This is a genomic window from Photobacterium sp. DNB22_13_2, assembly GCF_052873915.1.
The window spans coordinates 16,609-41,082 of record NZ_JBNNXU010000013.1 but is presented as its reverse complement, the minus strand read 5'-3'; the positions used below and the strand labels follow the sequence as shown (position 1 = coordinate 41,082).

The window sequence follows — 24,474 nt, the reverse complement described above, 5'->3', positions numbered from 1 at the left end:
TTACATCATCACGACATCAAACTGTTCTTGTATATACAGCGGCTCAGCTTTAACTTTCACCTGCTTACCGATGAAAACTTCTAGCTCGGCAAGCGCATGGTACTCATCACCCGCCAGTACTTCAGCCACAGCCGGAGACACATATACAACAAACCTATCCGCATCGTAGGCACGGTTGACACGAGTAATTTCACGCAGAATTTCATAGCAGACACTTTCGACAGTTTTCACTGTTCCACGCCCTTCACAGGTCGGGCAGGTGTCGCACAGTACATGCTCGATACTCTCGCGAGTCCGCTTACGTGTCATTTCAACCAGGCCCAACTGGGTAAAACCATTAATGTTGGTCTTAACCCTATCGTAGGACAATGCCTGCTCCAACGCCACCAACACCCGGCGACGGTGATCATCGTGAGCCATATCGATAAAGTCGATAATGATGATCCCGCCAAGGTTGCGCAATCGCAACTGGCGAGCAATGGCCTTGGTCGCCTCGATATTGGTATTGAAGATAGTCTCTTCAAGATTGCGGCGGCCAACAAAAGCACCGGTGTTGATATCGACAGTCGTCATCGCCTCGGTTTGATCGATGATCAGATAACCGCCCGACTTCAGCTCGACCTTGCGATCGAGCGAGCGCTGGATTTCATTTTCGGTATCGAACAAATCAAAAATTGGTTGCTCACCGGCATAGTATTCCATCTTTTCGCTCAGCTCAGGCACGAACTCATCGGTAAATTCCTTGAGTTTTTCGAAGCCCAAACGGGAGTCGACCTGAATTCCATCGAGCTCGGTACCAACAAAATCGCGCAAGATGCGCTGTGCCAGTCCCAACTCACCGTATAGCATGGATTTTGGCTTGTATTTCGCACGACGTTCAAGGACTTTACGCCACAGGTGCTTGAGGAAGGCGGCATCTTGCGCCATCTCTTCGTCAGTCGCTCCTTCGGCAGCGGTACGGATAATGAAGCCGCCCAGATCATCGCAGTACTCATTGACCACCGCTTTCAGGCGCTCACGTTCATCTTCACTTTCAATGCGCTGAGATACACCTACGTGGCTTGCCCCTGGCATAAACACCAAGTAGCGGGAGGGTAGCGTTACATCAGTTGTCAGGCGCGCACCTTTGGTACCTAGTGGATCTTTAACCACCTGCACCACCAGATCTTGGCCCTGACGAACCAACTCTGAAATATCGCGCACCTGAAACTGTTGCTTTTCGTTTTCTGCCACACACTCAGTGTGCGGAACAATATCTGACGCATGCAGGAACGCTGCTTTTTCAAGGCCGATATCAACAAAGGCAGCCTGCATCCCCGGTAATACCCGGCTGACACGCCCTTTATAGATATTGCCAACAATCCCGCGCTTGGACTCGCGTTCGATATGGACTTCCTGAAGGCTCCCTGCCTCGATCATGGCGACACGAGTTTCACTCGGGGTCACGTTAATTAGCAGCTCTGTGCTCATGGTTGCCTCTAATTTGATAAACCTAAAAAGTCTTGAACCATGATGTCGGTTTCCACCAAAGGTAACCCCACCACAGCGTAATAACTGCCATCGATACGCTCGACGAACTTGCCGCCGATCCCCTGAATGCCATAGCTTCCTGCTTTGTCCTGCGGCTCACCACTGTGCCAGTAGTCTTCGATTTCTTTTTCTGACAGTGTCTTGAACCACACGTCGGTAACAACCAAGCGTGTTTCTCGGCGCTCATCACTGGCCACGGTCACAGCCGTCATCACCTGATGGCGCTTACCTGACAACAGACGAAGCATCTGCTGAGCGTCGTCAAAGTCCTTGGGTTTTTCCAAGATACGTTCGCCCGAGACCACAATAGTATCAGCCCCCAATACCGGCGCCCTACCATCGACCACCGCAACCCCAGCCAGCGCCTTATCCACCGACAAGCGCTGGACATAATCTGCAGGCGATTCGCCAGCCTGGTGTTGCTCTTCAACATCTACCACGACCCGCTCAAACTGGTAGCCGAGCTGGGTCAGGAGTTCTTTACGGCGCGGAGAGCCCGAGGCCAAATACAATTGCGGTGTCGACATGATATCATTCATTTGGTTTTGTGTGATAAATCAATGTGATCCATTCAAGCACGTTCGATGTGTATCGTTACACCCTAGCATTGAACGGATCCCATTGGGAGACTAATTTAACGAATTGAGAGCTTACGACGCATGCGTCGCAGCAGCAGGAATAACCACGGCCATAACAAGAAGTTAAGTAATACAGCCCATAGTCGTTCCGGGTCAAAGGTGATCACTGAGACCAGATATTCCGCCCAGAACTCAACCAGCTTGCCACCCAGTGTCAATAAGGCTACCAGCATGGCCTGCTGCCATAATGAGAGGTTACGCAGTACCTGGAAGTTAAGTGCAACAATGTAGCACAATACCGCCATCATCAAGCCACGTACCCCTAACGTCGAGCCGAGCATCAAATCCCACAGCAAGCCCAACAGTAATGCCGTCCCGACGTTCACCCGATGCGGTAACGCCAGCACCCAGTAAAAAGCAACCAACACCACCCAAGAGGGACGGAAAGGCTCCAGCTCCCCCGGCCAAGGGGCAGCTTGCAAAATCAGCGCAATTAAAAACGACAGCCAAATCCAAATTCGGCCGTTAGCGCGACTATTCGCCACTATTGAACTCTCCCTCAGTCAAGGTTTCACGCGGGGTTGGCCATACCAACAGCAGATAACGTAGACGATCAAACTGTACGGTTGGCTTTGCCTTTATCTGAGCAAACGGACGTTTGTTATCAAACGAAAACTCAGTCACATTGGCAATCGGATACCCTTCTGGGTAACGGCCACCCAAACCTGAGCTCACCAGCAAGTCACCCACTTCGATGTCGGTACTGCTTGGCACGTGCTCCAGCTGGATCTGATCTATCTGGCCGCTGCCAGAGGCGATAACCCGAATATCATTACGGACCACCTGAACCGGGATCGCATGGGTTGGGTCGATCAGCAATAACACCCGGCTATTGTGGGCCCCCACATACGAGACCTGGCCGACAATCCCCTTCTCATTGATCACCGGTTGGCCTTCGTAAACCCCGTCTACTCGGCCTTTATCGATCATCACCTGATGACTGTACGGATCTGAATCAACCGCCATTACCTCGGCAATCAACTTTTTCTCATCACGGACAAACGGCGATCCCAGCAGCTCACGCAGGCGCTGGTTTTCTTGTTTTAGCTGCTCTAGCAACAATACATCGCTCTGCTGAACCAGCAGATCACGTTGCAAGGCTTTGTTTTCGGCCAGCAAACGCCGGTGCGAGCTGAACTGTCCGGATACACCACCGAGCAAATCACGCGGTAAATTGGCCGCATATTGCAATGGAGAGATAGCCGAATTGAGCAGGTAACGAACGTTGGCAAAGGCGTCAAGACGACTGTCGGCTAGCATAAGGCCAACCGACAGTAAAATGGCTAGAAACAGGCGCAGTTGCAGGGAAGGGCCCCTGCCAAAGATAGGTTTCATGTAACACTATAACCTGTTTGTCGATATGCCCGGGCGGGCATTATTCTTCGCTGAATAGATCGCCACCGTGCATGTCGATCATTTCCAGGGCCTTGCCGCCGCCACGGGCAACACACGTTAGCGGCTCATCTGCCACCACCACTGGAATACCGGTTTCTTCGGTCAGTAGACGGTCAAGGTCACGCAGTAGCGCACCACCACCGGTCAGTACCATACCGCGCTCGGAAATATCCGACGCTAGCTCTGGTGGACACTGCTCGAGTGCAACCATAACTGCAGATACGATACCTGTTAGCGGCTCTTGCAGCGCTTCTAGAATTTCGTTGGAGTTCAAGGTAAAGCTGCGTGGCACACCTTCGGCTAGGTTACGACCGCGAACTTCAATTTCACGCACTTCGTCACCCGGGTAAGCCGAGCCGATTTCGTGCTTGATACGCTCAGCGGTTGCTTCACCGATCAGGCTACCGTAGTTACGGCGTACATAGTTGATAACAGCTTCATCGAAACGGTCACCACCGATACGCACAGACGATGAGTAAACCACACCGTTAAGCGAGATCACGGCAACTTCCGTCGTACCACCACCGATATCGATCACCATCGAACCGGTTGCTTCTGATACTGGCATGCCAGCACCGATCGCCGCCGCCATTGGCTCGTCGATCAAATATACTTCACGGGCACCTGCACCTTGGGCAGATTCACGGATAGCACGGCGTTCAACCTGAGTAGAGCCACAAGGAACCGCAACTAGAACTCGTGGGCTTGGACGCAGCAGGCTGTTGTCATGCACCTGCTTGATAAAATGCTGAAGCATTTTCTCAGTAACATAAAAGTCCGCGATAACACCGTCTTTCATCGGACGGATTGCCGCGATATTGCCCGGAGTACGGCCCAGCATCTGCTTGGCGTCGTGACCGACTGCGGCCACACTCTTGGTTGCTCCGGCACGATCCTGACGGATCGCTACTACTGATGGTTCATCCAGTACGATGCCCTGTCCTTTGACATAAATAAGGGTATTGGCTGTACCCAAGTCAATAGACAGGTCATTAGAAAACATGCCACGAAGTTTTTTAAACATAGTCTTCGGCTAATCCTGCAAGCTCACAAATTCGTTAAATTGCGCTAAATGTATCAAGGGGGGCGGATCGAGACAAGGTAAGCTTTGTCAAACCTGCCACAGATCGGCATTTAATTTAATTGAGCATTGTATTAATGCCCTTTTCGCCGCGGTAGAGCACACGATCGTTACCGCGGTAGGCTCCGAAGGTCACTGTCGAGTGCGGGCTCTCATCACCTTTACCCCGCCAGTCGAACGTCAACCATGGCTGATAATTGCTATGATCGCTAGAAGGTCCTCCTTCACAGCGGATCTCTGGCTCATTATCTATCGCTTTAGGCTTATCGCTAATCACTTTCTGCCAAAAACGTACCTGCTCACGGTAAATCAATCGATTACCTTCGCTATCCTTCACTTCGGTAGGAACCGCAACAAACTCGCCTGAGCGAATCTCTCCAGATTCTACATTTCCTGACCCTTGAGTGTACGAGGTGCTTGTCACGTCAGTGTCAGACTGAGAAAGAATTTGTTTGCATGCTAGCTGGCCATCGAAAACAGCACGGCTGTCTTGCTTGTTAGTCACAAAATCAAAACCATCCCAGTATTCAGCACGTAGAGGTATCGAAAATTCACTATCAAAGCGACCGGAAACATCATCCAGCGCCATGCGGCCATAGCGAATATCAGGGTGGGAGCGCCAGATTTGAATATCTTCTCGCTTGGCACTCTCTTCCAATACAGCATCATCATTGAGGCTCAGATAAGCCCAACCAATCGGATCGCTAGCAGGTAAAAGCTTCAACCCCAAACGGGTATTCATTGTATCAAAGGGACCATCTTGCTGGCTGGTACGAGGCTGGGTACCACGGTGCCCCTGGGTATAATCACGAACAAAAGTAAAATTAGGCTCACTGACTGTAACTTGTGCCGTCTTTTCTTGATCAGCACTTGGAGCCCATGCAGCCCCGCTCCATGACCATACATAAGGGCTCCCTTTACGAGAAGCATACTCAATGCGTTGATCACGTTCGACAACTTCATCGGTTTGGGTACTATCTAACACCACAAATTCTAACCCAGCCTTATATTTTGGCTTGGTAACACCTTTTTCAAACAACCAATAATTCTTTACAGCGCGACCTGCTTTTCCCTGTCCACCATCAGCAAAAGCACCGACAGAGAAATCAAAGGAAAAGGGCTGATCCATATAAGCAAACTCTCTTTGTCGTGACGGATATTGCAAATCATCGCGGATGAGTTTGAGGTACTTAGGATAAAAACGACCAACATCACGATAGCCTGAATTAATATCCATACCAAGGTAGTTGTTTTGTGTATCGGCTGTCAGACGGATACTGCCCACCTCATCCCACTGCAAACTAAATGGCTGGGTCTTTAGCTGGATATTCGTCTTTGCGGAGCCACCAAAAAGCGCCCCCGCAACTGCCTGCTGGTCATTAGGTGTCTGTAACTGGTGGCTCAGCTCCACTAGTGCCGCAGGAGCCTGAGACTTATAGAAGTTTTCAGTGATCAGACGGTTACGACACATTGTGCTGCTATCTATCGCAGGTTGTGCACCCGATTCAGCGACACTGTCGCCTAGCTTCCAAACAACGGGTCTCACAAAGGTATGGAACATTTCACCTGCGGCAGCAAAACCATTCCCACTATTGGCATCACCACTCGCCTGTTCAATATTCGGAGTACCTGACTGGCACAAAGCAAAAGTGTAGGGGCGACTTTGAACCAATGCCGATCCAGTTAATCCCTGCCAGCCTGTTGGCAACTGCTTGCTCTGTGAAGACTCGCCACCGATAGAAGCCAAATCACAGCTGTCTTTGGTACACTTGGGATCAGACAAAGTCAGCGTCATCTCACCGGCATCGTCATATTTGACCGGGATATTACTGGCGACACCATTGCTAAAAGTAAACTGACCTTGAGAGCCTTGCCATGCCGTCTTGTCACTGCCCGCTGTATTTTGCAACATGACTTTATCAGCACGGTTATTGCTCGTTGCAGGCTTGTCGTACTTTGTTTTGATGTCCAGCGTTTTGTTTCCAGAATATTCACTGATAACAGAATCACCGGTGTCACAGGCCATCGCCTTCACTGTTATTTCCGCAGGCCTTCCTGCGACTAACGGCAAGGGGTTAGGAGTGATAACAAAGCCCCCGGGCAAAAACTGGTACAGCCCAACCGGAGAGTTACCACTTAAGTCTTCAATGGTCGCCGTTAACTCTAGTTCACCAAGGTAGTCGCTTTTAAGCCAAATTCTTTTCTGATTATTGTCAAAAGCAATCACAGGCACAGTAAAAGGTACCCCATCTGTAAATCGTGTCCCATTATTACCCCCTTCAAGTTTCGAGGTCGACCAAACCCCAGCAGCCGCTTGTCCGGATTTAGCCGTAATGCTGACTGTGATATCCCCGTCAAAGGTATCTCCCCCGCCATTATCGGGTGCAAGACTAAACAGCACTTCCTGGCTCTCGCACAGCATGTTCTGTTGCGACTCAGGGCTGATGTCCAAAGTGAAGTCTGGCGTGGTGTCAAAACACGAACTTTTACCATTGATTATGGTGCTAGGAGCAAGTGCGCTACTATTCATTTCAAGCCCTGCAGCCGTGACCGCACCGGTAATGGAAGTCACATCACAGCTTGTCTCGGAGGTACAACTTGCAGCCATACTGACAGTATTCTCAGAGTATATTAAACCTGTAATTGAGCTTCCTTGACTCATTAATACATTAGGTTTCTTGATATTATTCTGACTATAATGAGCATAAATCTGAAGAGAATCAGGTTCATTATTAGCAGGCATAATGCTAGAAAATTCAGCAACATTTAAATATTTTGTGTGTACCACAACATTGCCGTGGGTCACAATATTACTGCCCTTACTGATACGCATCTCTTCAAACCAATATGTTCCCGCATACAAGTGCAACGTCACGCCATCATTTAGGTCCAAACGTCTAATACGTTCACCAGCTCCATCACGAAGTACCTCAATGTCATCAGTTGCATTCCCCATATAAAAAAGGGAATATTCATCTAACGTGTTGTCGCCGTTATAAATAGGGGCATTACTATCAGCTTCAACAAAATCTCCGAGATCTAATTCTTTAGCCCACTTGTCTGGCTGAGCATTCGTAGGATAATTACACTCTTGCCCATCACATGCCACGGCTTTACCGTTAGATGTAGTTTTAAACCACAAGTAGTGCTTACCGTTTTCTTGGTATGTCCCCTTGATCAAAGCCTTATGATGAAGCCAAGCCTGATAGTTATTTCGGTCTGTCCAGGTTTGCGCAGGGCCAGGAAATACGTCACATGTATCCTCACTGACCTTACGCTGGAAAGCCATAAAGCCAATATTTTCACTCAGGTGCTTACGCTCAACGCTATTAATGTTTTTTTCATTAAGATCTTCATCATTAACAAAGCTGACTTGATAGCCATTGTCTCCCGATGACTCCAGCCGGCATAAGCGGATCCACCCGCCATTGTTACCTTTACGTGAGTTTTTTGAAGCAATAATAAATGGTTCATTAGAAAAACCGGAAGGAACAGGGACTGTCGCAGCACACTGGCGCAGCGTCGGCTCAGTCACTTGATCAAACTTCTTTAAACCGTTAACTAAGGTATTTAGTGTTGCCCCTGCACCCATCGCAAACTGGAGCCCTTTATAGCTTCCCCGTCCCTCGGCAACGATATACGCTATCTTCTGAGCACTTCCGCCATAGTGATTACCACTCGTCAATTCCGAGCGATCCAAGGCCAAAAAGATCCTATTCAAATTTTGTTGTACAGCAGTCACCACAGGTGTTACCCAGCGCTGCTGAGAGCCAATGTCAGTCTGACCATTCCCTTGCAGGCTAAGCAACACGCCAGGGTTATTGAACGCGGCATTATAATTTACCGGCGTTGAGACATCTTGAAGGTTACTATTATTAACATTTTTCCCTCCCACCAAGTACCGACTGATCTCAACGGTACCCGCTTGTATCCGCCCTTTATCACCAAAATTCAACGTCCCGGGCTCAATGGCAAAATAACGCACTTTGTCCATCGGTACTGTCTCTAGACAGTATTCATGCTTATTATTCGGCGAACACTTCTGTCCAATTGACTTAAGCTCGATCCCACTTCTCATCGGAGCAATATATTGCCGGAACGTAGCACCGGTTTTAGTCACATTGATAAGGCGCAAGGTAGAAGGTGCATCCCGGCCATCCCCCTCTTCGATCGTGGGCATCAAAAACACGAGAGGCTTAGTACTAAATGGCTGATCAAATTTAATTTCACAGCTTTGGGTCGCCGTTCCAGAGCCGATACAATGGGCTATTCCCTGCTCTGATAACTGGTACTCCCCAAAGCGGAATTCCAGCGCGGAGGCCGGTAGAGCTATTGCCAACATCAATAGCCAAAGACAGAGTTTAATGGCTCTCATGGTAATGCAATCTCCAAATCCTTCGCCCACAGTTCTTGGGTACGGGTTGTTGTAAACTGCCCACTGCCGCAAGTTGCCGTGCTTTCTAATTGATACTTATTGGCTGGTTGGCCATTTTCTTGATAGCTGGTTTTGGTGCACTTAACCGTCAATGACTGGCAGGAAAACAAACTGGCATCTAATGATTTATCTTTCGAATAATCGATACAGGCATCAGGGTTTGATGTGATTTGGCCGAGCGGAAATATTTTGCTCAGGACAATTTCGTTGCCGGAATGGGCGGCATACCAAGCGCGGGTCGAGAATACTTCACGGGCCGTGGAGTCCTGCCCAGACCAATCGATGCGGATCATGGCAGCGGCAAAGGCCCCCATCACGGTAATAATAAAGAGTGATACTACTAACGCGCTGCCGCGCTGCCTGCTATAGAACATTGATCACCTGCACTGTGTGCTCGTAGCTGAAGTCCTCACCCGTGCGACTATCTTTAAAAGACAGATTTAGATGAACCATACTGTTGTTTTCCAAGCCTTTGCCATTCACAGCAACATCAAAGCCTGACACCTGTTCTGCTATTACTGCACTGCTGTTACCAGACTTACGCCTCAGTACATTGGCCTCCAAACAGAAAGAGACAGGTTGGCCGTAGGCGTAAGCACGATTTGCCGGGGAGCGGTTATCGAGCGGCGCTGTGACATTCACTATCACCGTACCACTTTCATTAGGCCCTGCTTCAACCCGGCTGATTTTAAAAGGTTGTGCGGCATACTCAGCTGAGTTACCCAAGCCACCCGCGAGAGCCAATTTGTCACTGCTGGTTATTGCCTGCCAATTCTTATCCGTACCGATAGTAGGCACTAACTCAACACTCATTGTTCGAGTATTGCCAAGGGTGAAACCGGCTAAGTGGATTGGGTAAAAGCTTACGCAGTTTCCCGTTGAAGCAAGGCTGTTTGGCGCGGCATGGCGAATTTCACGGGTCATTTTTTCAAGGGCAAAACGAGCCTGGGATTGGACACGATCACGACTGACCGTACTGACATAACCCTCTGCCCCCAACTGAAGATAACTACCAATCGCCAGCGAGATAATACCGAGGATCACCAAAGCGATGACCATCTCCATCAGCGTGAAGCCTTGGCTTTTTCTCACTGAGCATTGCTTCGTAGCCAGCATCAGTAGTTACTCCGGTAGGCAACAAAATCATACTTGCCGTAACGACCGGTATCGACTTCGACCACAATGCGCTTGTGTTGATGGGAAAAAGACCTCTCATCGGGATAATCAGAATTGAAGCTGGCGTCATAACTAACATTCACCGTTACGGTCATATTCTTATAGGTGTTTGTATCAGCCACAGACTCACCAGTGAGGTTTTCTATCGCCCCGCGCCAAGGAAACAGATTGTGGTTATAACGCTCATAACAAAGCGATAAATCACCCCAGCAGCCATGAAAATCGTCGACATCGTTGGCAATGGCAACCACCAGCCCTTTCCCTGCAGGCAACGAGCTGCCCGGCACCACATAGTCGAAGTACTCACTCTCTTTATCTAACGGCCAGACACCTTGCTCATTAGGCTCACTACAGGCGTAAGTGTTCCCCTCAGAGGTTTCGCCACAACGCACCACACTATCGCTAAATGGGTCTGATTTCTCATCGAATTGGCGCGAGAGAATTTCATTGAGAAAGGCATTTCCAATAGCCGCGGCACGAGCTTGGTAATAAGGCGTGGCCGAACGCTCGACCTGCGGAAATAAAAAACTAGTTAGGGTCACCATGGCAATCCCTAAAATCACTATGGTGATGATCCCTTCAATCAGGGTAAAACCACCTTGCTGGCGTTGTGGTTTCTGCATCCGAGAGGTCTTAGACGTTGAAGGGTTAAATCGCGCAGTCATTGATATACCCTTCGCTATTTATACACAAACTTGCCTGTGCACCATTGCGTGAAGTCACCGTCACCTGACAGTTTGATGCGGTGCAGATACGCTTCAATTGCTGATTTTCAATGACTGAAGGGCGACCGAGCATATCGAAATAAATGGCCGCTGGTGCCAGAGGGGTTGTGCCATCAAAAAAGGCGAACTTCACCATGTCATTTTCAAAAGTCAGCTTGCGAGTAGAATCGCTATTACTAGCACAGTGTTCTGAACCAAACTCTGTGGTGCTTATCTGGAGGGCAAGACAGCTATTTGGGTTGGCTGGGGTTACCGGGCTATTCATTCCCACCAACTGAATTTGACGGGCGATAGAAATGGCTTGGTCACGGGCTAATACCGCATCAAACCCACTACGGCCAAACAGGCGCGAAGCAGCAGTCACGCTGATAATGCCAACCAGCACGATAACAATGATGAGTTCAAGAAGTGTAAAGCCAGTGCTTTTTGCGTAGCTTTTTCCGTAATGTCGGGGCATTAATCACCCGGGAGGTTGTTGTTGATAGCTATTTATTCAGGGCAATAATCGAAATTATCCCCCTGAAGAAATAGCGCTCCAAGGAGCGCTATAAAAGAATTAACAACCGGTGTTAATTACTTTAACTTCTGCTTCTGTACTACCTGAAACAGCTTCTGTATATTCAACATAACATTCCGTTGCTTGAATTTGCTCGAATGGAGTATCCCCCGAAGGCAACGAAATTGCAGCTAGGGTATAAGCCGCCTTATATGGAGCAGCATCAGCGTCATAAGCCACACGCCACTCTCCCTTATTATTATCTGATGCTAAATCAAGCTTCAATGAAGCAGTTAAACCATTAGCATCAGCTTGCGGGTAACCGAAGCTAATTTTAATATTGTCGACCACGGCATCAGATACATCTTCATCTCTACCATCTAACTGCTCTTTACCTTCAACAGCAGCCTTACCGTAAACAATACCAGCCGCGCCGTTGATCGCACCTTTCAAGCCTTCCATAGTTGACGCACGAGCATCACCTTGTAAGTTCAAAAAACGAGGCGCCGCTGTTACTGCTAGAATGCCCAAAATTACGATCACAACGACCATTTCAATCAGCGTAAAACCGCCTTGACGTTTCATATACTACTCCTAATGTTTTTATTGAAGACTTACAGATACCTGGCCCAAAGCAGGTTTATATGAGAAAAAGTGCCCAGACGTAGGGTTAATCGTATTACCACTTGAGTCTGAAGAAGCTAGCTGATAGTAACGACACTCAGTATCAACACCTGCACCATCTGTTTTTTCAACAAAGTACTGATAGTCGCCATTAGCTAAGTCAGCTTCTTTTGACGTTACTTGTAGAGGGTTTTGCAGTAGCTCAGTCATTAGCCATTCACAATCATTCACTCGTATTGAAGCCACGTTACGGCGAGCCTCAGAAAGGGGGTATCCCTCACGAGTCAGGAAGTTATTACTATTCGTGATTGTCGATAGATAAAACTCAGTGCCGTCATAATTCACAGCATTTAAGTTATTATTTTGTGGTCGACCATATGCTTCCCACTGCGCACGAGCAGAAAGAACCGCAGTAGCAAAGCTCCCTGCAACACCTTCAATTTGTGCTTTTTTCGCTTCATCCGTGACGTTCAGGAACCGTGGCAAAGCTGCTACCGCAAGCAGGCCAACCACGATAATGACAATCACCAACTCCACCAACGAAAAACCGGCTTGTTTTTTCATCTTTACTCACCCTTTTTTTGTTTTTTTGTCAAATCGACGTCACCACCACTCGGGAAGCGTCAAAAAACTGTTGGTGTGTATTGTCTCATTTTCATAAAATAATGCTAGCCATTTTCCGTCAGTAATTTGGAAATAACACGAATTATAACGCTCTGATATCACATTTCTTTTATCAACAAGACTTATGTAATTAACCGGAGTCTGTCGTGAAGACAATAATTCCCACATTTCTGCGCAATCAACATGCTCATTTTGTATGATTATCGGCCAACCATAACGGGTAAATGAATATTCGATGCCATGTATTTCAGAATGGCTAGGTTTATTTTCTAGCTCCCACTGTTGGCGTATTGTCGATGCACTTCGGCTCATGGCTTGTGCCAATAATTTGACCCTTGTACGTTCGGCCTCTTCATTGACCTTATGCCATTGCACAAGCAACACCCAGATCATCAAGAAAATGACGCCGCCCCAGAGAAACCACCGCACATGACTGGAAAACTTGAGGTTAGCCACCGCGCGCAACATCGAGCAGGCTCCACATTGGCAGGAAGATCCCCAGCGCCAGTACCAGCACCATAATCGCAACAATAAACAGTAAGATAGGCTCGATACGCGCAGTCAGTGTCTTGAGATCGTAATCGACCTCACGATCGTAGAAATCCGACACTTCAAGCAATAGATCATCAACCTGACCGGTCTCTTCACCAACCGCGATCATCTGCAGTACCAAAGGGGTAAACACCCCAGACTGGCGAGCCATTGAGGATATGCTGCTACCGCTCTCAATACCGTTTTTCATCTCTATCAAGCGGTTTTCCAGGTAATTGTTGCCGAGCGATTCTGCCGACATCTGGATTGCCTGATTAAGCGGCACACCAGCACGTATCATTAGTGAGAAAGTTCGGGAAAAACGCGACAGTTGGGCTCGATTGATGATATCGCCCACAATAGGCACTTTTAACCGCAGTTTATCCCACTTCTCGCCACCGGCAGGGGTTTGACGCCACGCCTTAAGGGCAATCCAACTCACCACCACCGCACCGAGCATCAAAGGCCAGTAATGAACAAAGACGTTCGAGGTCGCAATCAATATTCGAGTCGGCAGCGGCAGTTCTACCCCGAAGCGGCTGAACATAGAGGCAAACTGCGGGATCACTTTGATGTTCAAAACTGACATCGCCAAGGTGATGGCGATAAACACGAAAGTCGGGTAGCGCATCGCTGATTTGATCCGGCGGCGGGTTTCCATTTCCTGCTCGAAATACTGTGCTAACTGCAGCAAGGTCTCATCCAGCCGACCGGTATTTTCGCCGACGCTGATCATCGACACGAACAGCTCAGAAAACACCCTTGGGTGGGATTTCATTGACGCTGACAACGACTTACCGTTAGTCAACTCCACGACCACAGCATCCAAGGTTTCGCGCATCAAAGGATGACTGGCACTCTGGCCTAAGCCACGTATCGCACGGAGTAATGGCACGCCGGCTTTAGTTAAGCTGTATAACTGGCGACAGAAGATCACCAGCACCTCAAGCGGGATCCGACTTTTGAACAGGCGATCTAAATCGATCCCTGCCGATTTGGCTTTGCCTTCGCGAATTTCCAGCGGAATAATGCCTTGGCGCATCAGGATGTCTGCTGCGGCATCTTGCGACGCGGCGTCGAGTTGTCCCCGCTTGATGTCACCTTGGGCACTGCGGCCGCGGTAATTAAAAACTGCCATGTTTCTTTCCTGCTAGCCGTTACAACATAAAGCTATTGTGTTCGTCGCCCTCACCGAGCAACAGCACTTCATCCAAGCTGGTGACACCTTGCTGCGCCAGCTCCATGGCTGATTCGATGAGCGGCTTATAGCCCGTTGACTGGCGGGCGATCTGGCTAAACAGCACAGCATCTCCGCCGCGTAGTGCATCCATCATATCCGGGCGCATTTCCAAGAGTTCGAACACACCAATACGGCCACGGTAACCGGTAAAGTTACAGGTCTGGCAGCCACGTCCTTTGCGGAAGGTAGCGTCCCCCAAATGCGGGAACCTTGCCATTAGCCACTGCTGTTTGGCAGGCTCAAGCTCATGTTCAGTCGCGCAATCTTTACAGACTCGCCTTACCAGGCGCTGGGCCAGAACCGCTCGCACTGCACTGGCAACCAGATAACCCGGCGCTTCCATATCTATCATGCGCAAGGCACTGTCGATAGCATCGTTGGTGTGCAAGGTTGAAAGCACCAAGTGGCCAGTTAGGGCTGAACGCAGGCCAATTTCCACGGTTTCCTGATCTCGCATCTCACCAACGAGGATGATATCGGGATCCTGACGTAGGAAGGTACGCAGAATCGACGAGAAGCTCAGACCAACTTTTCTATTAACTTGAACCTGATTGACACGCGGCAAGCGGTATTCCACGGGATCTTCGGCGGTGATCAGCTTTTTGCCCGGCTGGTTGAGCTCGCTCAGTGCGCCATACAAGGTGGTAGTTTTACCCGAGCCGGTCGGGCCGGTGACCAAAATCATCCCGTGCGGCCGGCGTAACTGACGACGCAAGCGCTGCAAGATGTCATCGGGCATGCCGATCTGCTCAAGACTGAGGATCCCTGCCGACTGATTGAGCAAACGCATCACAACCGATTCGCCGTGCTGAACCGGCATGGTCGAAAGACGCACGTCGACCGACTGACCGCGCACCGACAGGTTAAAGCGGCCATCTTGCGGCAAGCGTTTTTCGGAAATATCTAAGCTAGCCATCAGTTTGAGGCGCAGCACCAAGGCCGATGCAACGCCGGATTCTTTAAGCAAGGTTTCGTGCAGTACGCCATCGATACGCTGGCGGATCCGCAGTACATCACTATCGGGTTCGATATGGATATCCGAAGCACCGACCTGAATCGCATCTTCAAACAGCGAGTTGATCAGCTTTACAACAGTGACTTCATCATTGTCGTTATCGTCCAGGCCAAAGGAGTAGTCCGAGTGATGCTGGTGCTCGGCCTGTAACTGCTCGGCAAAAGAAACAATCTCTTGAGTACGACGGTAGTAGCGATCAAAGGCCGTTATTAGCTGACGCTCAGAGGCAATCACCAACTCGATACGATACTGTCCCAGCTGATCGTATACCGCTTCTTGCGCGGCCAGATCCGCCGGATCACTCATGGCAACCCGTACCATTCCATCCTGCTCGCTGAGCACAAGTGCTCGCAATCGGCGGGCATGGACTTCGGCCAGCAAGGCGACCGCATTGGTATCAACCGTCAAACGGTTAAGGTCGACCAGCGGAATATCAAGCTGGCGAGAAAGGAACTGCAGCATCTGCTGCTCGCTCAGAAAGCCCAAACTGATCAGGGTATCACCCAGCTTGCGGCCGGTAGACTGCTGGTTGTCCAACGCCTGATCGAGCATGTCAGGAGAGACAATGCCTTCTTCTATCAGCAGATCGCCAAGGCGTTTACGTAATCGAAGTGCCATTGTTACCCCTTCATACTGGCCAGTACGGCCAGGCGTTGACGAATAAACTTCTGTGTTTCACCGGAGATCTGCCCCATACGCAATGCTTGTTGGTAAGCTTCTTCGGCTTGATCCCGATCTTGCCCACGCTCAAGCGCGACCCCGAGACCCAGCCACCAGCGACCATCATAAGGTTCGGCTTTAACCAGGCTCTGATAACTGCTCAGAGCCAAGTCATTCTGATTAAGCTGCTGGGCCAGTGCCCCTCGCATCGCCAAATAGCCGCTATGGGTGTGGCTTGGTAACTGATTCAGTACATTCAGTGCCGCCTGCTGCTGCGACTCATTGACCAACAGCTTAGCCATGGTCAAACGCAAGTCCGCTTGGTTTGCGTCCAAGGACAACCCTTTTTGCAGTGTCGCTATCGCACGGCGGGTGTCTCCCCGACCGTAATGCAGCGCCGCCAACTTCTGGCGTGCCGTTATCCACTCCGGCTGGTATTTGACGGCCGATTCCAAGTAACCAATCGCCTTACGACTGTCACCTTGCTTGAGGGCTTTTTCCGCTTTGTTGTATTCAATCTGGGCCAATTGACCGGCATCGAGCTCGACCGTTTCGATCATCAGGCTCTCATCGCCGTCCAGCATTTCGACAACCTTGTTATCAGGAGTTTCTTCAACAGGCGGTGTCACCACCGGTGTAACCGGTTTTTCAACGCTCGGCTTGGCAACAACAGGTTTGGGGGCGGTATACGACTTCTTCGCCTGTTGGTTTGGTGCTGCTGGATTTTTCACTGTCTTGGCAGCCGGTTTTTCCACTACTTTCACTGGGGCTTTGTTAACAGGAGCGCTAACGTTTTTATCAACGACTTCTTCTGGTGTTGGTTTGGTATCAACGACCTTAACAATGGGTTGTGTCTCAATCGATGCCGGCGCAGCTTCCACCGGCGCAACCGGATTGACCGCCATCACCACTCCACCAACGGCATTGTCACTAGACCACAACTGCCAGCCACCAATACCTATCACTACACCCAGGCTCAATACGCCAAATGCAGCCCAAGGTTTCAGGTTCGTTTGCTTTATGGGCTTAATCATTGCTGGCTTTATCTCAATGCGTCTTTCACCTGAATCAGAGCCTTGTTGCTGATCCTGTTGGCGGCTTAACGCACTCAGTTTTTTATTCAATTCACTCATCGGTTATTGCCATCCCCACAGTACCGGGTATGTCCATTTGGGCTTACGCGCATCCAAGGTATCGCGGATCGCCACGAGTACCTCACTACGCTCAACCATCAATTTGTTTTCGCTGTATGCGGCGATCAACGCCTTGTGACACAGCTGATTAATTAGTCGCGGAATGCCGCCACTAGCTTGCCAAATCGCCTTGCCCTGCGGTAAGGCAAACAGCTCGTGTTCGACACCGGCGGTTTGTAGGCGGTGCTCGATATAAGCCACCGTTTCAGACAAATTCAAAGGTCTTAATTCACTTCGGAACGTGATCCGCTGGCGGAACTGGCGCAGTTCGTGTCTGGCAAGTTGGTTATCGAGCTCAGGCTGACCCAACAGTACAATGTGCAGCAACTTTTCTTGTTCGGTTTCCAAGTTTCCCAACAAGCGAATCGCTTCCAGGGCACCATCCGACAAAGCTTGGGCTTCATCGATCAATACCACAACGGTTTTACCCGTTGCTTTGCGTGCTAACAGCGCTTGTTGCAACCTGTCGGCCAATAGACTGTTATCACCTTCACTTTCCAATCCCAACTCACGAGACAGCGCGATACGCAACGCTGAACCACTCTCTGCCGGTGTCGGCAAGTAAGCCAGTTCAAAGTGTTCAGGTAGCTGGTTGATCAGCATCCGACACACCAAGGTTTTACCCGTTCCCACTTCTCCGGCAATCTGGATGATCCCCTCGCCCATCCCCAGCGCCGCCAAGGTGGTGTCGATAGCCTCCAAGTGCGGAGGCAAGGCATGGAAAAAGTGTGTATTGGGTGTCAGACCAAAAGGCGCTGACACCATGCCGAAATGCTCGAGGTACATGGTTTAGCCCTCTTCAGGGAACCATTCATTGATCAAGGCGCGCGAGCGCTCTACTTCCTGCTGCCAGGTCTGCTCACCGACAACGGTTGGTTTGAGCAAGATCACCAGTTCGGTTTTGGTCTGAAGCTTGTACACATTACGGAACAGGTGACCCAACATTGGGATATCTCCGAGCAATGGCACTTTAGACACTTGATCGGTAGTCGCTGATTTCATCAGACCACCAATCACTACCACATCTCCAGAGCGGGCGTGGATCACCGAATCTGACTCACGAATAGAGCTCTTGGCCAACGGTAACTGATAGGTACCAAAGGTATCACCCAGAGCAATGTCGCGAACCTCGGTTTCGACATCGATGACTGCTGGGTGAACATGCAGTAAGACACTGCCTTCATCTCCAATTTGTGGGGTGACATCCAATGATATTCCGGAGAAGAACGGGGTTAATTCGATATCCGGCGATGCCGTACCACCATCACTGTTGACCTCACCACCAGACACATCCGTCACGAAATACTGGTCGCTACCCACTTTAATTACCGCTTTCTGATTATTGGCGGCTGTTACCCTCGGGCTAGACAGCACGTTCAAATCGCCTTGGGTGTCAAGGAAGCTCAGTACCGCATCGAAGTTACCGTCTGAGATGGTCACGTTGGTCTGGCCGCCAAGCAATGCGGCAATAGGGTCAGCCCCCGGCAATGTTGGGATATTGCCATCGGTAATGTTACCGCGGCCGAAGATAATTTCTGTACCGCCAATGGTCTTGGTGATATTGCTCCAGTTGATCCCCTGCTGGTAGCCATCACTCAAGGTGACTTCCATAATTTTGGCTTCCAGCACCACTTGTCTCTTGAGGCGTTTTTGCGAGACGCCGAGAAATTCTTTCACTTCTCGCAACTCATTCGGGTAAGCACGAACCGAAATCAAGCTGGCCTGTGGTGAGACAACAACACTACGCCCCTGCCCACTGCCAATCATTGCCTGGATGGCTTTTTCCAACTGGCCCCAGAAATCACTCTCCGACGTGGTCTGAATGGTGGTTCCACCCGTCGTGGTGCTCGAGCTATTGTTACTGCCACTGTTGTTGCTATTGCTGTTGTTGCTGCCAGAGTTACTGCTTGAACTGCCCGAACTACCGGAGTCACTGTTGGTAATTGAACCTGTGGTCAGCGTCGTTAGGGAAATGCCGCGGCGCTTCAACTGAAGGTAGTCTACGGGGATCACTTCGGTACGAAGAGTTGCCGGGAAGACTTGGATAATATTGCCCTTGCGAGTGGTGTTGTAGCCGTAGATGTCAGAAACCACGGACAACACTTCATCAAGCGTGACATCACGTAGGGTCAAGGAGATACGGCCCTGAACCTCAGGGTGGATAACCATATTGAATGGCGTGCCTTTGACCAGGCTACCAAAAAAGGCTTTGGCATCGACATTGCGAGCATTGACCCGAAAGCGCTTTTCAAGCACCGACTGGCTGGCATAATCCATCCCATCGAGACCCGGCATCAAGTCATTGCTGACCGCCGTCGGCAGATCCATCAACGGCCGACTATTGGCTTCGTTGGCGGCCTGATTCAGGGCACCTTTAACTTCCACCGGATCACGGTGTCCCATATTGGTCGAGCATCCTGCCAGGGAAGCCATGACAACGGCTATTATTAATCCACGCATGTTTACCACTTCTTGTTTACTCTGACTTTATGTTATCGGCGAACATTTCCAGCCGCCATTGTCGACCACCTCGCTGCAAGATGACGAAATCATCCGTCACCTGACTGAGGGTATAACCGCTGATCCGTCCGCCGGTCCCGACAGACACGCTGTTAAGAATCGCCCGGCATGCCAGGCCATCCTGATCGCAAAATATCCCCTGCAGCTGAGGCAGGCGCGCCCGTGACGGGCTTGTTTTGACCGCTGGCGCCTGCCAGCCCAATGGCGCAGTAGGATCCTGCGCAGCCTGTGCCAGTGGCATCATCAACCATGCTACTGCCACCATAATTAATCTAACCACCAATAAAGTCCTCGCTAACGCCGAGTGTGTAAACTTCCAGCTTGATATCGGCCCAAGGGTAGTTATCTACTTTGTAATCCAGGCTGCGCCAATAGTACTGAACTGGCAGCGCCTCCAGTTGCTCGAGGTAACTAATCAAATCGAAATAGCGGCCACGCAATGTCAGCCTGACCGGATGGATGTAGTAGCCTTGATCTTCCCCGCCAACCAGCTGGACTGGCGGCAATGATTCAAGCGAGAGTAGCTTGAGCTTGCGCGAATGCTGGAGCACTTTTTCCATCAGTGCCGACATCTGCACCGGGGTAACCAAGCTCGATACGCGGCCATCCAGCTGCGCATCCATCTCGGTATTCTGACGCTCAAGGTTACTGATCTGCTCATCAATGTCAGCATCTGGATCACCCTTGAGCTTGCGCTCCATCACCAAGAGCTGATTCGTATTTGTCATCAAGGCGTTTTTCACAGACTGAAGCTGCCCTTTAGCGGCATCAACGGCTTTGACCTGAGGTTCAATAATGACGATAAAGCCAACAAACAACAGAGCTATCCAACCCGACAAGGCGATCAGCCATTTTTCGCGTTGGGTCAGCAGTTCAAATTTGTCACATAACGTCTGCCACTGGTTCATTGGGCGACTCCTTGCGTAACAGCCTGAGCCGCTGGCTGGCTTCGCTCTGCCAGCAATTTGAAGGTCACAATATTTTGTTTGTTTCGCCCCAAGGACATCAATTTAAAGCGGCGATCAGATAACGATGGGTATTGCTTAAACATCTGTAGCCAAGCAGGAACCGCATCCGGTGTACGCGCCAATCCCTCAAGGTTAAGCTGTGGTCCTTTCACCCGCAGGTGCTGGACCGAAATATCGCCACTGGCTGCGGTCGAGAGCTGCTGCATCATACCGGCATAACCAACTTGCAAGCTGCTGTCATGCAAGGCGATGGCTTCAAGTGCTGCCCGCTTATCGGCAAGGTGCTGTTCCAACCCATTGGCAACATCCACTTTCAGTTGACTTGGCAAATGCTTCGCCAGTGCGGCTTTGGCCCGTTCGACCTCTGCTGTTTTCTGCTGCAGGTGCTGCTGCTCTGAAGCCAACTCCTGCTGCTGTTGGTAACTCTGCCAACTGAACCAGCCAGCCAGTGCAGCCAAAGCAACAGTGATCGCTACCCAACTCATGACAATATTGGGTAAGGTCAGCAGATCAAGTTTCGGCTTGAGGGCATCGCTGTAAAAGTTAATCCCCACATGCTCTGATTCGATGACGGCACAATAAGCAACACGAACAGCATTGCTCGCCAAAGACGGGTGAGAAGGCGTGACAGGCTCAACGTTGACATTGAGGCGTTGGCTCAGGGCTTGGGCCAATTCATTGTCATCATCGTCATCGCAAGATATCAACAGCTGGGTGATCGGAGCATCACGCAGTTGGGCGCTGAGAAAATCAAGCGAGCGCTGCAGCTCCAGAGCCAAGCCATCAAGCAGCAAGCCTTTTTCCAGTGACGGGGCATCATCAGTGGCCAACAACGGCACACTGAAACCACGAAGCTGGCGTTGGAAACAAAGCACCTGATGTTTGAAGGCTGATAATTGCAGGTTGGTTTTACCCCGGCGGTGCAGCACCAACTGGCTACGTTCAAACGCCGTTAACTGACCCCATACCACTTCCTCGGCAGACACTGACATCAACTCGCAACCGACTTCTCGGCAGGCTTTTTCCAGCTGTTCAATCTGTTTTTTCTGGGTCGAGAAGGCTTGTAGACGATCTTTCAGCGGCGCGACAAAACCATCGGCCACCAGCTCCATCGGCGATTCATTGACCAGTTCTTTGACTAAAAACGGCAAGGCTGTCGGGTATTCTTCCCGTGGCAACTCAGGCTTGTCTATCAGCATGCTTTGGTACAAGCCATGGCCAAGGACAAGGCGTACATCAGCCCCTTTGAGCTGGTGTTTATCGATCAGTGACTTAATGGCATTAGGCCAACCAACCAATCCGTTCACCGGCTGCTCATCGGTGATCCACGTTTTATTTTCCTGATACACCAAGGCCACGGTATCGGCGAATAATGCCATTCCCGTAACAGGAGAATGTGTCTTCTTCCTAAATAACTTCTTTACTATCATGTCGGGCTACTTGGTTTTCACAGGCTAATATCAGGAGATATCGAAAGGCATTAACTATTTTGACTACAAGGTGTCAATATTTTGACCATTATAATGATAATTCCCTTAATGAATAGTGATTTTTTGCTCTACTCGGTATTTTTTCCAAACAATTTCCGTGAGTTATTATGTTTGCCAACATCACTTTTCTGCTGAAACTTCAGGCGAAAAGTAGCGACCTTGACCGCCATTTACCCCTAACTGCTTTAATACCTGCCACTCCTGGGCGTTTTCTACCCCTACAGCAATCACCTTGACGTCTGAATCAGCGCAAGCCCCCAACATACTCCTGACAAATAACTGGTTTTCCTGACGCAGGTTTATTTCACGTACCAAGCTACGGTGAAGCTTGACGTAATCAGCCCGAATATCCTTGATATAATGAGTACTGACAATAGTTCGCCCAGCCTGATCGACCACCAGCTTACAGCCGAGTCCCACCAACATCCGGGTCACCGGGCGCATTGCATCAAGGTGTTTGACCAAGCCCCCTTCGGGGATTTCAAACGACAACCGATTAAGTACTGTACGCGGAGTCTGCAACAGCTCATCCCGCAGCCATTTGACAAAGCTCTTCTCCAGTAAGGCTTCAACGCTGAGGTTGACGGAAATTGACTCGGTCACCGGCTCACTCTTGAGCATATGCAATGCCTTAGTCACCACGGATTTATCCATCCGGGCATTGAAACCCACTTGTTCGACAGCGGTAAGAAAACGTGACGCTTTGATCAGCATGCCGTTCTCATCGCGGATACGGGACAGCAGTTCACGGTGAAGCGGGCTGCCATCAACTAACTGTACCGGTTGCTGGTACAGTACCGGGCCGCCACTATTAAATATTGCATCAAGCAAAGTACGCCAACGCACACTGCCACGGGCATCTTCAAACTGTTGATCCTTTTTAAAGGCATACCAACTGTTGGTTCCCTGCAACTGGGCACTGCGCAGGGCCATATCTGCTTCATCCATGATCCGGCCACGGCGCTCACCGCTGGCACAAAAGGTCACACCAATATGGCACCAGTTATCTGGTTCCAGCGGCACTGGCGGTGATAGTCTGTCCAGCGCATTCATCAGCGCATTGCTGAACTGCTTAACCTCTTTCACTGACTGCTGAGACAACAAAATCGCAAACTCAGCATCAAAATAACGTGATAGCACTGTATCCGGGTAACGCTGGATCAGGTTCGACAAGATCCCACCAACATCCTGGACCAACTCATCGGCCTCTGTCTTGCCCTTATCGGCGAGCAGCTCTTCCCAGTCAGTGATCCGGATCAGGATAACCGCCCCGTGGGTTTCCTGATCTTGCAGCATTGATTGCAGCCGACTATCGAACAACACGCGGTTTGCCGCCCCTGTCAGCTGATCAAGGAATGTATGGGTACGGATGAAGGTATCGAATCGGCTTCGTTCCTGGCGGGCATCCTTGAGCTCAGCGATCATTTTATCCAAGGCAAGGCTAGCTGTTGCCGGCCACTCCCTTTCATCGCCCACTTCATTCTCTTCGACCCGCCCGGCCAATATCAGCCGGCCGCGCTGCTCAAGCAGTTCCGAGCCATATAGCTGGCGACGTAGCCAGTCCATACCCCAGACTAACCCCATAATGATGATAGCGATCGCCAGACTTATCGACGACATGGCCCCTATCGAATAGGTAAACTCGGTGTAAGGCGGGATCGACTTCATGGTGACGGTAAAACCGGGGTTATGCTCGAGATCGTAGCGACTTTCATGAAGGATGCTCGGATCAGCTAGAGATTGCAGCCCTTGGAAGGAGTAAACCGCCCCAGCGACGCTGCCTACTTCTAACTCAACCACATTACTGGCCTTGAGCAATTTTGGCAGCCAGCGTGAAATGGCCTGCGAGCCCTGCGGATCAGCCAGTTCCTGGTCGATAACTTCCACAACACCATCAAGGTAATGAGTGAGATAGTCCTGTCCTAACTTGCGAAAACTCACCGCTCCGCCAATAAAAATGACGAAAATTGCACAAATCACAATTAACGTAACAAAGGCAACCAAACGGTTGGTTAAGCGCATCCCTGAAGCTTTTCTCATAAGCAGCCAAAAAAATTCAATGAGTCAAACAGATACCTCGTCAGTTCACATTCCTGAATGACGAAGCAACAGTGGTATATCGCAAGCAAAATA

22 protein-coding genes are annotated in these 24,474 nt (G+C 50.1%); all 22 read right to left on the bottom strand.

From position 1 onward, the window contains the following. Entirely contained in the window at positions 1-1,470 is a 1,470-nt protein-coding gene (rng, locus tag ACVA58_RS17970) for a ribonuclease G (protein ID WP_446511749.1), read from the bottom strand. A gap of 8 nt (positions 1,471-1,478) precedes the next feature. Continuing rightward, complete coding sequence (locus tag ACVA58_RS17965; RefSeq protein WP_446511748.1) at positions 1,479-2,057, bottom strand: Maf family protein; 579 nt, start codon at positions 2,055-2,057, stop codon at positions 1,479-1,481. 107 nt (positions 2,058-2,164) lie between these two features. Beyond that, positions 2,165-2,653 (bottom strand): rod shape-determining protein MreD, encoded by a 489-nt coding sequence (gene mreD / locus ACVA58_RS17960; RefSeq protein ID WP_428655259.1) that lies wholly within the window; start codon positions 2,651-2,653, stop codon positions 2,165-2,167. Further along, on the bottom strand, positions 2,643-3,503 hold the full coding sequence (mreC, locus tag ACVA58_RS17955) for a rod shape-determining protein MreC (RefSeq protein WP_428655256.1): 861 nt from the start codon (positions 3,501-3,503) through the stop codon (positions 2,643-2,645). The genes mreD and mreC overlap by 11 nt, the downstream gene beginning before the upstream one ends. A 40-nt stretch (positions 3,504-3,543) precedes the next feature. Beyond that, positions 3,544-4,587 (bottom strand): rod shape-determining protein, encoded by a 1,044-nt coding sequence (locus ACVA58_RS17950; RefSeq protein ID WP_107350074.1) that lies wholly within the window; start codon positions 4,585-4,587, stop codon positions 3,544-3,546. Positions 4,588-4,702: 115 nt separating this feature from the next. Continuing rightward, positions 4,703-9,019, bottom strand: coding sequence for a DUF6701 domain-containing protein (locus tag ACVA58_RS17945; RefSeq protein ID WP_446511747.1), 4,317 nt, complete (start codon positions 9,017-9,019; stop codon positions 4,703-4,705). After that, positions 9,016-9,453 (bottom strand): MshP protein, encoded by a 438-nt coding sequence (locus ACVA58_RS17940; RefSeq protein WP_446511746.1) that lies wholly within the window; start codon positions 9,451-9,453, stop codon positions 9,016-9,018. The genes ACVA58_RS17945 and ACVA58_RS17940 overlap by 4 nt, the downstream gene beginning before the upstream one ends. Next, complete coding sequence (locus tag ACVA58_RS17935) at positions 9,443-10,195, bottom strand: PilW family protein (protein ID WP_446511745.1); 753 nt, start codon at positions 10,193-10,195, stop codon at positions 9,443-9,445. Before ACVA58_RS17935 ends, ACVA58_RS17940 begins: the two co-directional genes overlap by 11 nt. After that, on the bottom strand, positions 10,195-10,920 hold the full coding sequence (locus tag ACVA58_RS17930) for a type IV pilus modification PilV family protein (RefSeq protein ID WP_446511744.1): 726 nt from the start codon (positions 10,918-10,920) through the stop codon (positions 10,195-10,197). Before ACVA58_RS17930 ends, ACVA58_RS17935 begins: the two co-directional genes overlap by 1 nt. Further along, complete coding sequence (locus tag ACVA58_RS17925) at positions 10,904-11,437, bottom strand: prepilin-type N-terminal cleavage/methylation domain-containing protein (protein ID WP_446511743.1); 534 nt, start codon at positions 11,435-11,437, stop codon at positions 10,904-10,906. Before ACVA58_RS17925 ends, ACVA58_RS17930 begins: the two co-directional genes overlap by 17 nt. Before the next feature lie 99 nt (positions 11,438-11,536). Further along, the gene (locus tag ACVA58_RS17920; RefSeq protein ID WP_446511742.1) at positions 11,537-12,061 is read right to left on the bottom strand and encodes a type II secretion system protein; all 525 of its coding nucleotides are present in this window, start codon (positions 12,059-12,061) and stop codon (positions 11,537-11,539) included. Positions 12,062-12,079: 18 nt separating this feature from the next. Next, on the bottom strand, positions 12,080-12,664 hold the full coding sequence (locus ACVA58_RS17915) for a prepilin-type N-terminal cleavage/methylation domain-containing protein (protein ID WP_446511741.1): 585 nt from the start codon (positions 12,662-12,664) through the stop codon (positions 12,080-12,082). A 39-nt stretch (positions 12,665-12,703) separates the two neighbouring features. Beyond that, positions 12,704-13,192, bottom strand: coding sequence for a hypothetical protein (locus tag ACVA58_RS17910; protein WP_446511740.1), 489 nt, complete (start codon positions 13,190-13,192; stop codon positions 12,704-12,706). Beyond that, positions 13,173-14,393: a type II secretion system F family protein gene (locus tag ACVA58_RS17905; protein WP_446511739.1), complete on the bottom strand. Its 1,221-nt coding sequence runs from the start codon at positions 14,391-14,393 to the stop codon at positions 13,173-13,175. Before ACVA58_RS17905 ends, ACVA58_RS17910 begins: the two co-directional genes overlap by 20 nt. 19 nt (positions 14,394-14,412) lie before the next feature. Then, complete coding sequence (locus ACVA58_RS17900) at positions 14,413-16,128, bottom strand: GspE/PulE family protein (RefSeq protein WP_446511738.1); 1,716 nt, start codon at positions 16,126-16,128, stop codon at positions 14,413-14,415. Between the two features lie 2 nt (positions 16,129-16,130). Next, positions 16,131-17,303: a tetratricopeptide repeat protein gene (locus ACVA58_RS17895; RefSeq protein ID WP_446511737.1), complete on the bottom strand. Its 1,173-nt coding sequence runs from the start codon at positions 17,301-17,303 to the stop codon at positions 16,131-16,133. A gap of 3 nt (positions 17,304-17,306) precedes the next feature. Then, positions 17,307-18,149, bottom strand: a complete 843-nt coding sequence (locus tag ACVA58_RS17890; protein WP_446511736.1) for an ExeA family protein — start codon at positions 18,147-18,149, stop codon at positions 17,307-17,309. Positions 18,150-18,152: 3 nt separating this feature from the next. After that, positions 18,153-19,823, bottom strand: coding sequence for a pilus (MSHA type) biogenesis protein MshL (mshL, locus tag ACVA58_RS17885; RefSeq protein ID WP_446511735.1), 1,671 nt, complete (start codon positions 19,821-19,823; stop codon positions 18,153-18,155). Positions 19,824-19,839: 16 nt separating this feature from the next. Then, positions 19,840-20,163 carry an MSHA biogenesis protein MshK gene (locus tag ACVA58_RS17880; RefSeq protein WP_446511734.1) on the bottom strand — a complete coding sequence of 108 codons (324 nt, stop codon included), beginning with the start codon at positions 20,161-20,163 and terminating at the stop codon, positions 19,840-19,842. Beyond that, complete coding sequence (gspM, locus tag ACVA58_RS17875) at positions 20,156-20,791, bottom strand: type II secretion system protein GspM (RefSeq protein WP_446511733.1); 636 nt, start codon at positions 20,789-20,791, stop codon at positions 20,156-20,158. The genes ACVA58_RS17880 and gspM overlap by 8 nt, the downstream gene beginning before the upstream one ends. Beyond that, positions 20,788-22,281, bottom strand: a complete 1,494-nt coding sequence (locus ACVA58_RS17870; protein WP_446511732.1) for a PilN domain-containing protein — start codon at positions 22,279-22,281, stop codon at positions 20,788-20,790. Before ACVA58_RS17870 ends, gspM begins: the two co-directional genes overlap by 4 nt. 180 nt (positions 22,282-22,461) lie before the next feature. Next, entirely contained in the window at positions 22,462-24,381 is a 1,920-nt protein-coding gene (csrD, locus tag ACVA58_RS17865; protein WP_446511731.1) for an RNase E specificity factor CsrD, read from the bottom strand. Between the last annotated feature and the right edge of the window lie 93 nt (positions 24,382-24,474).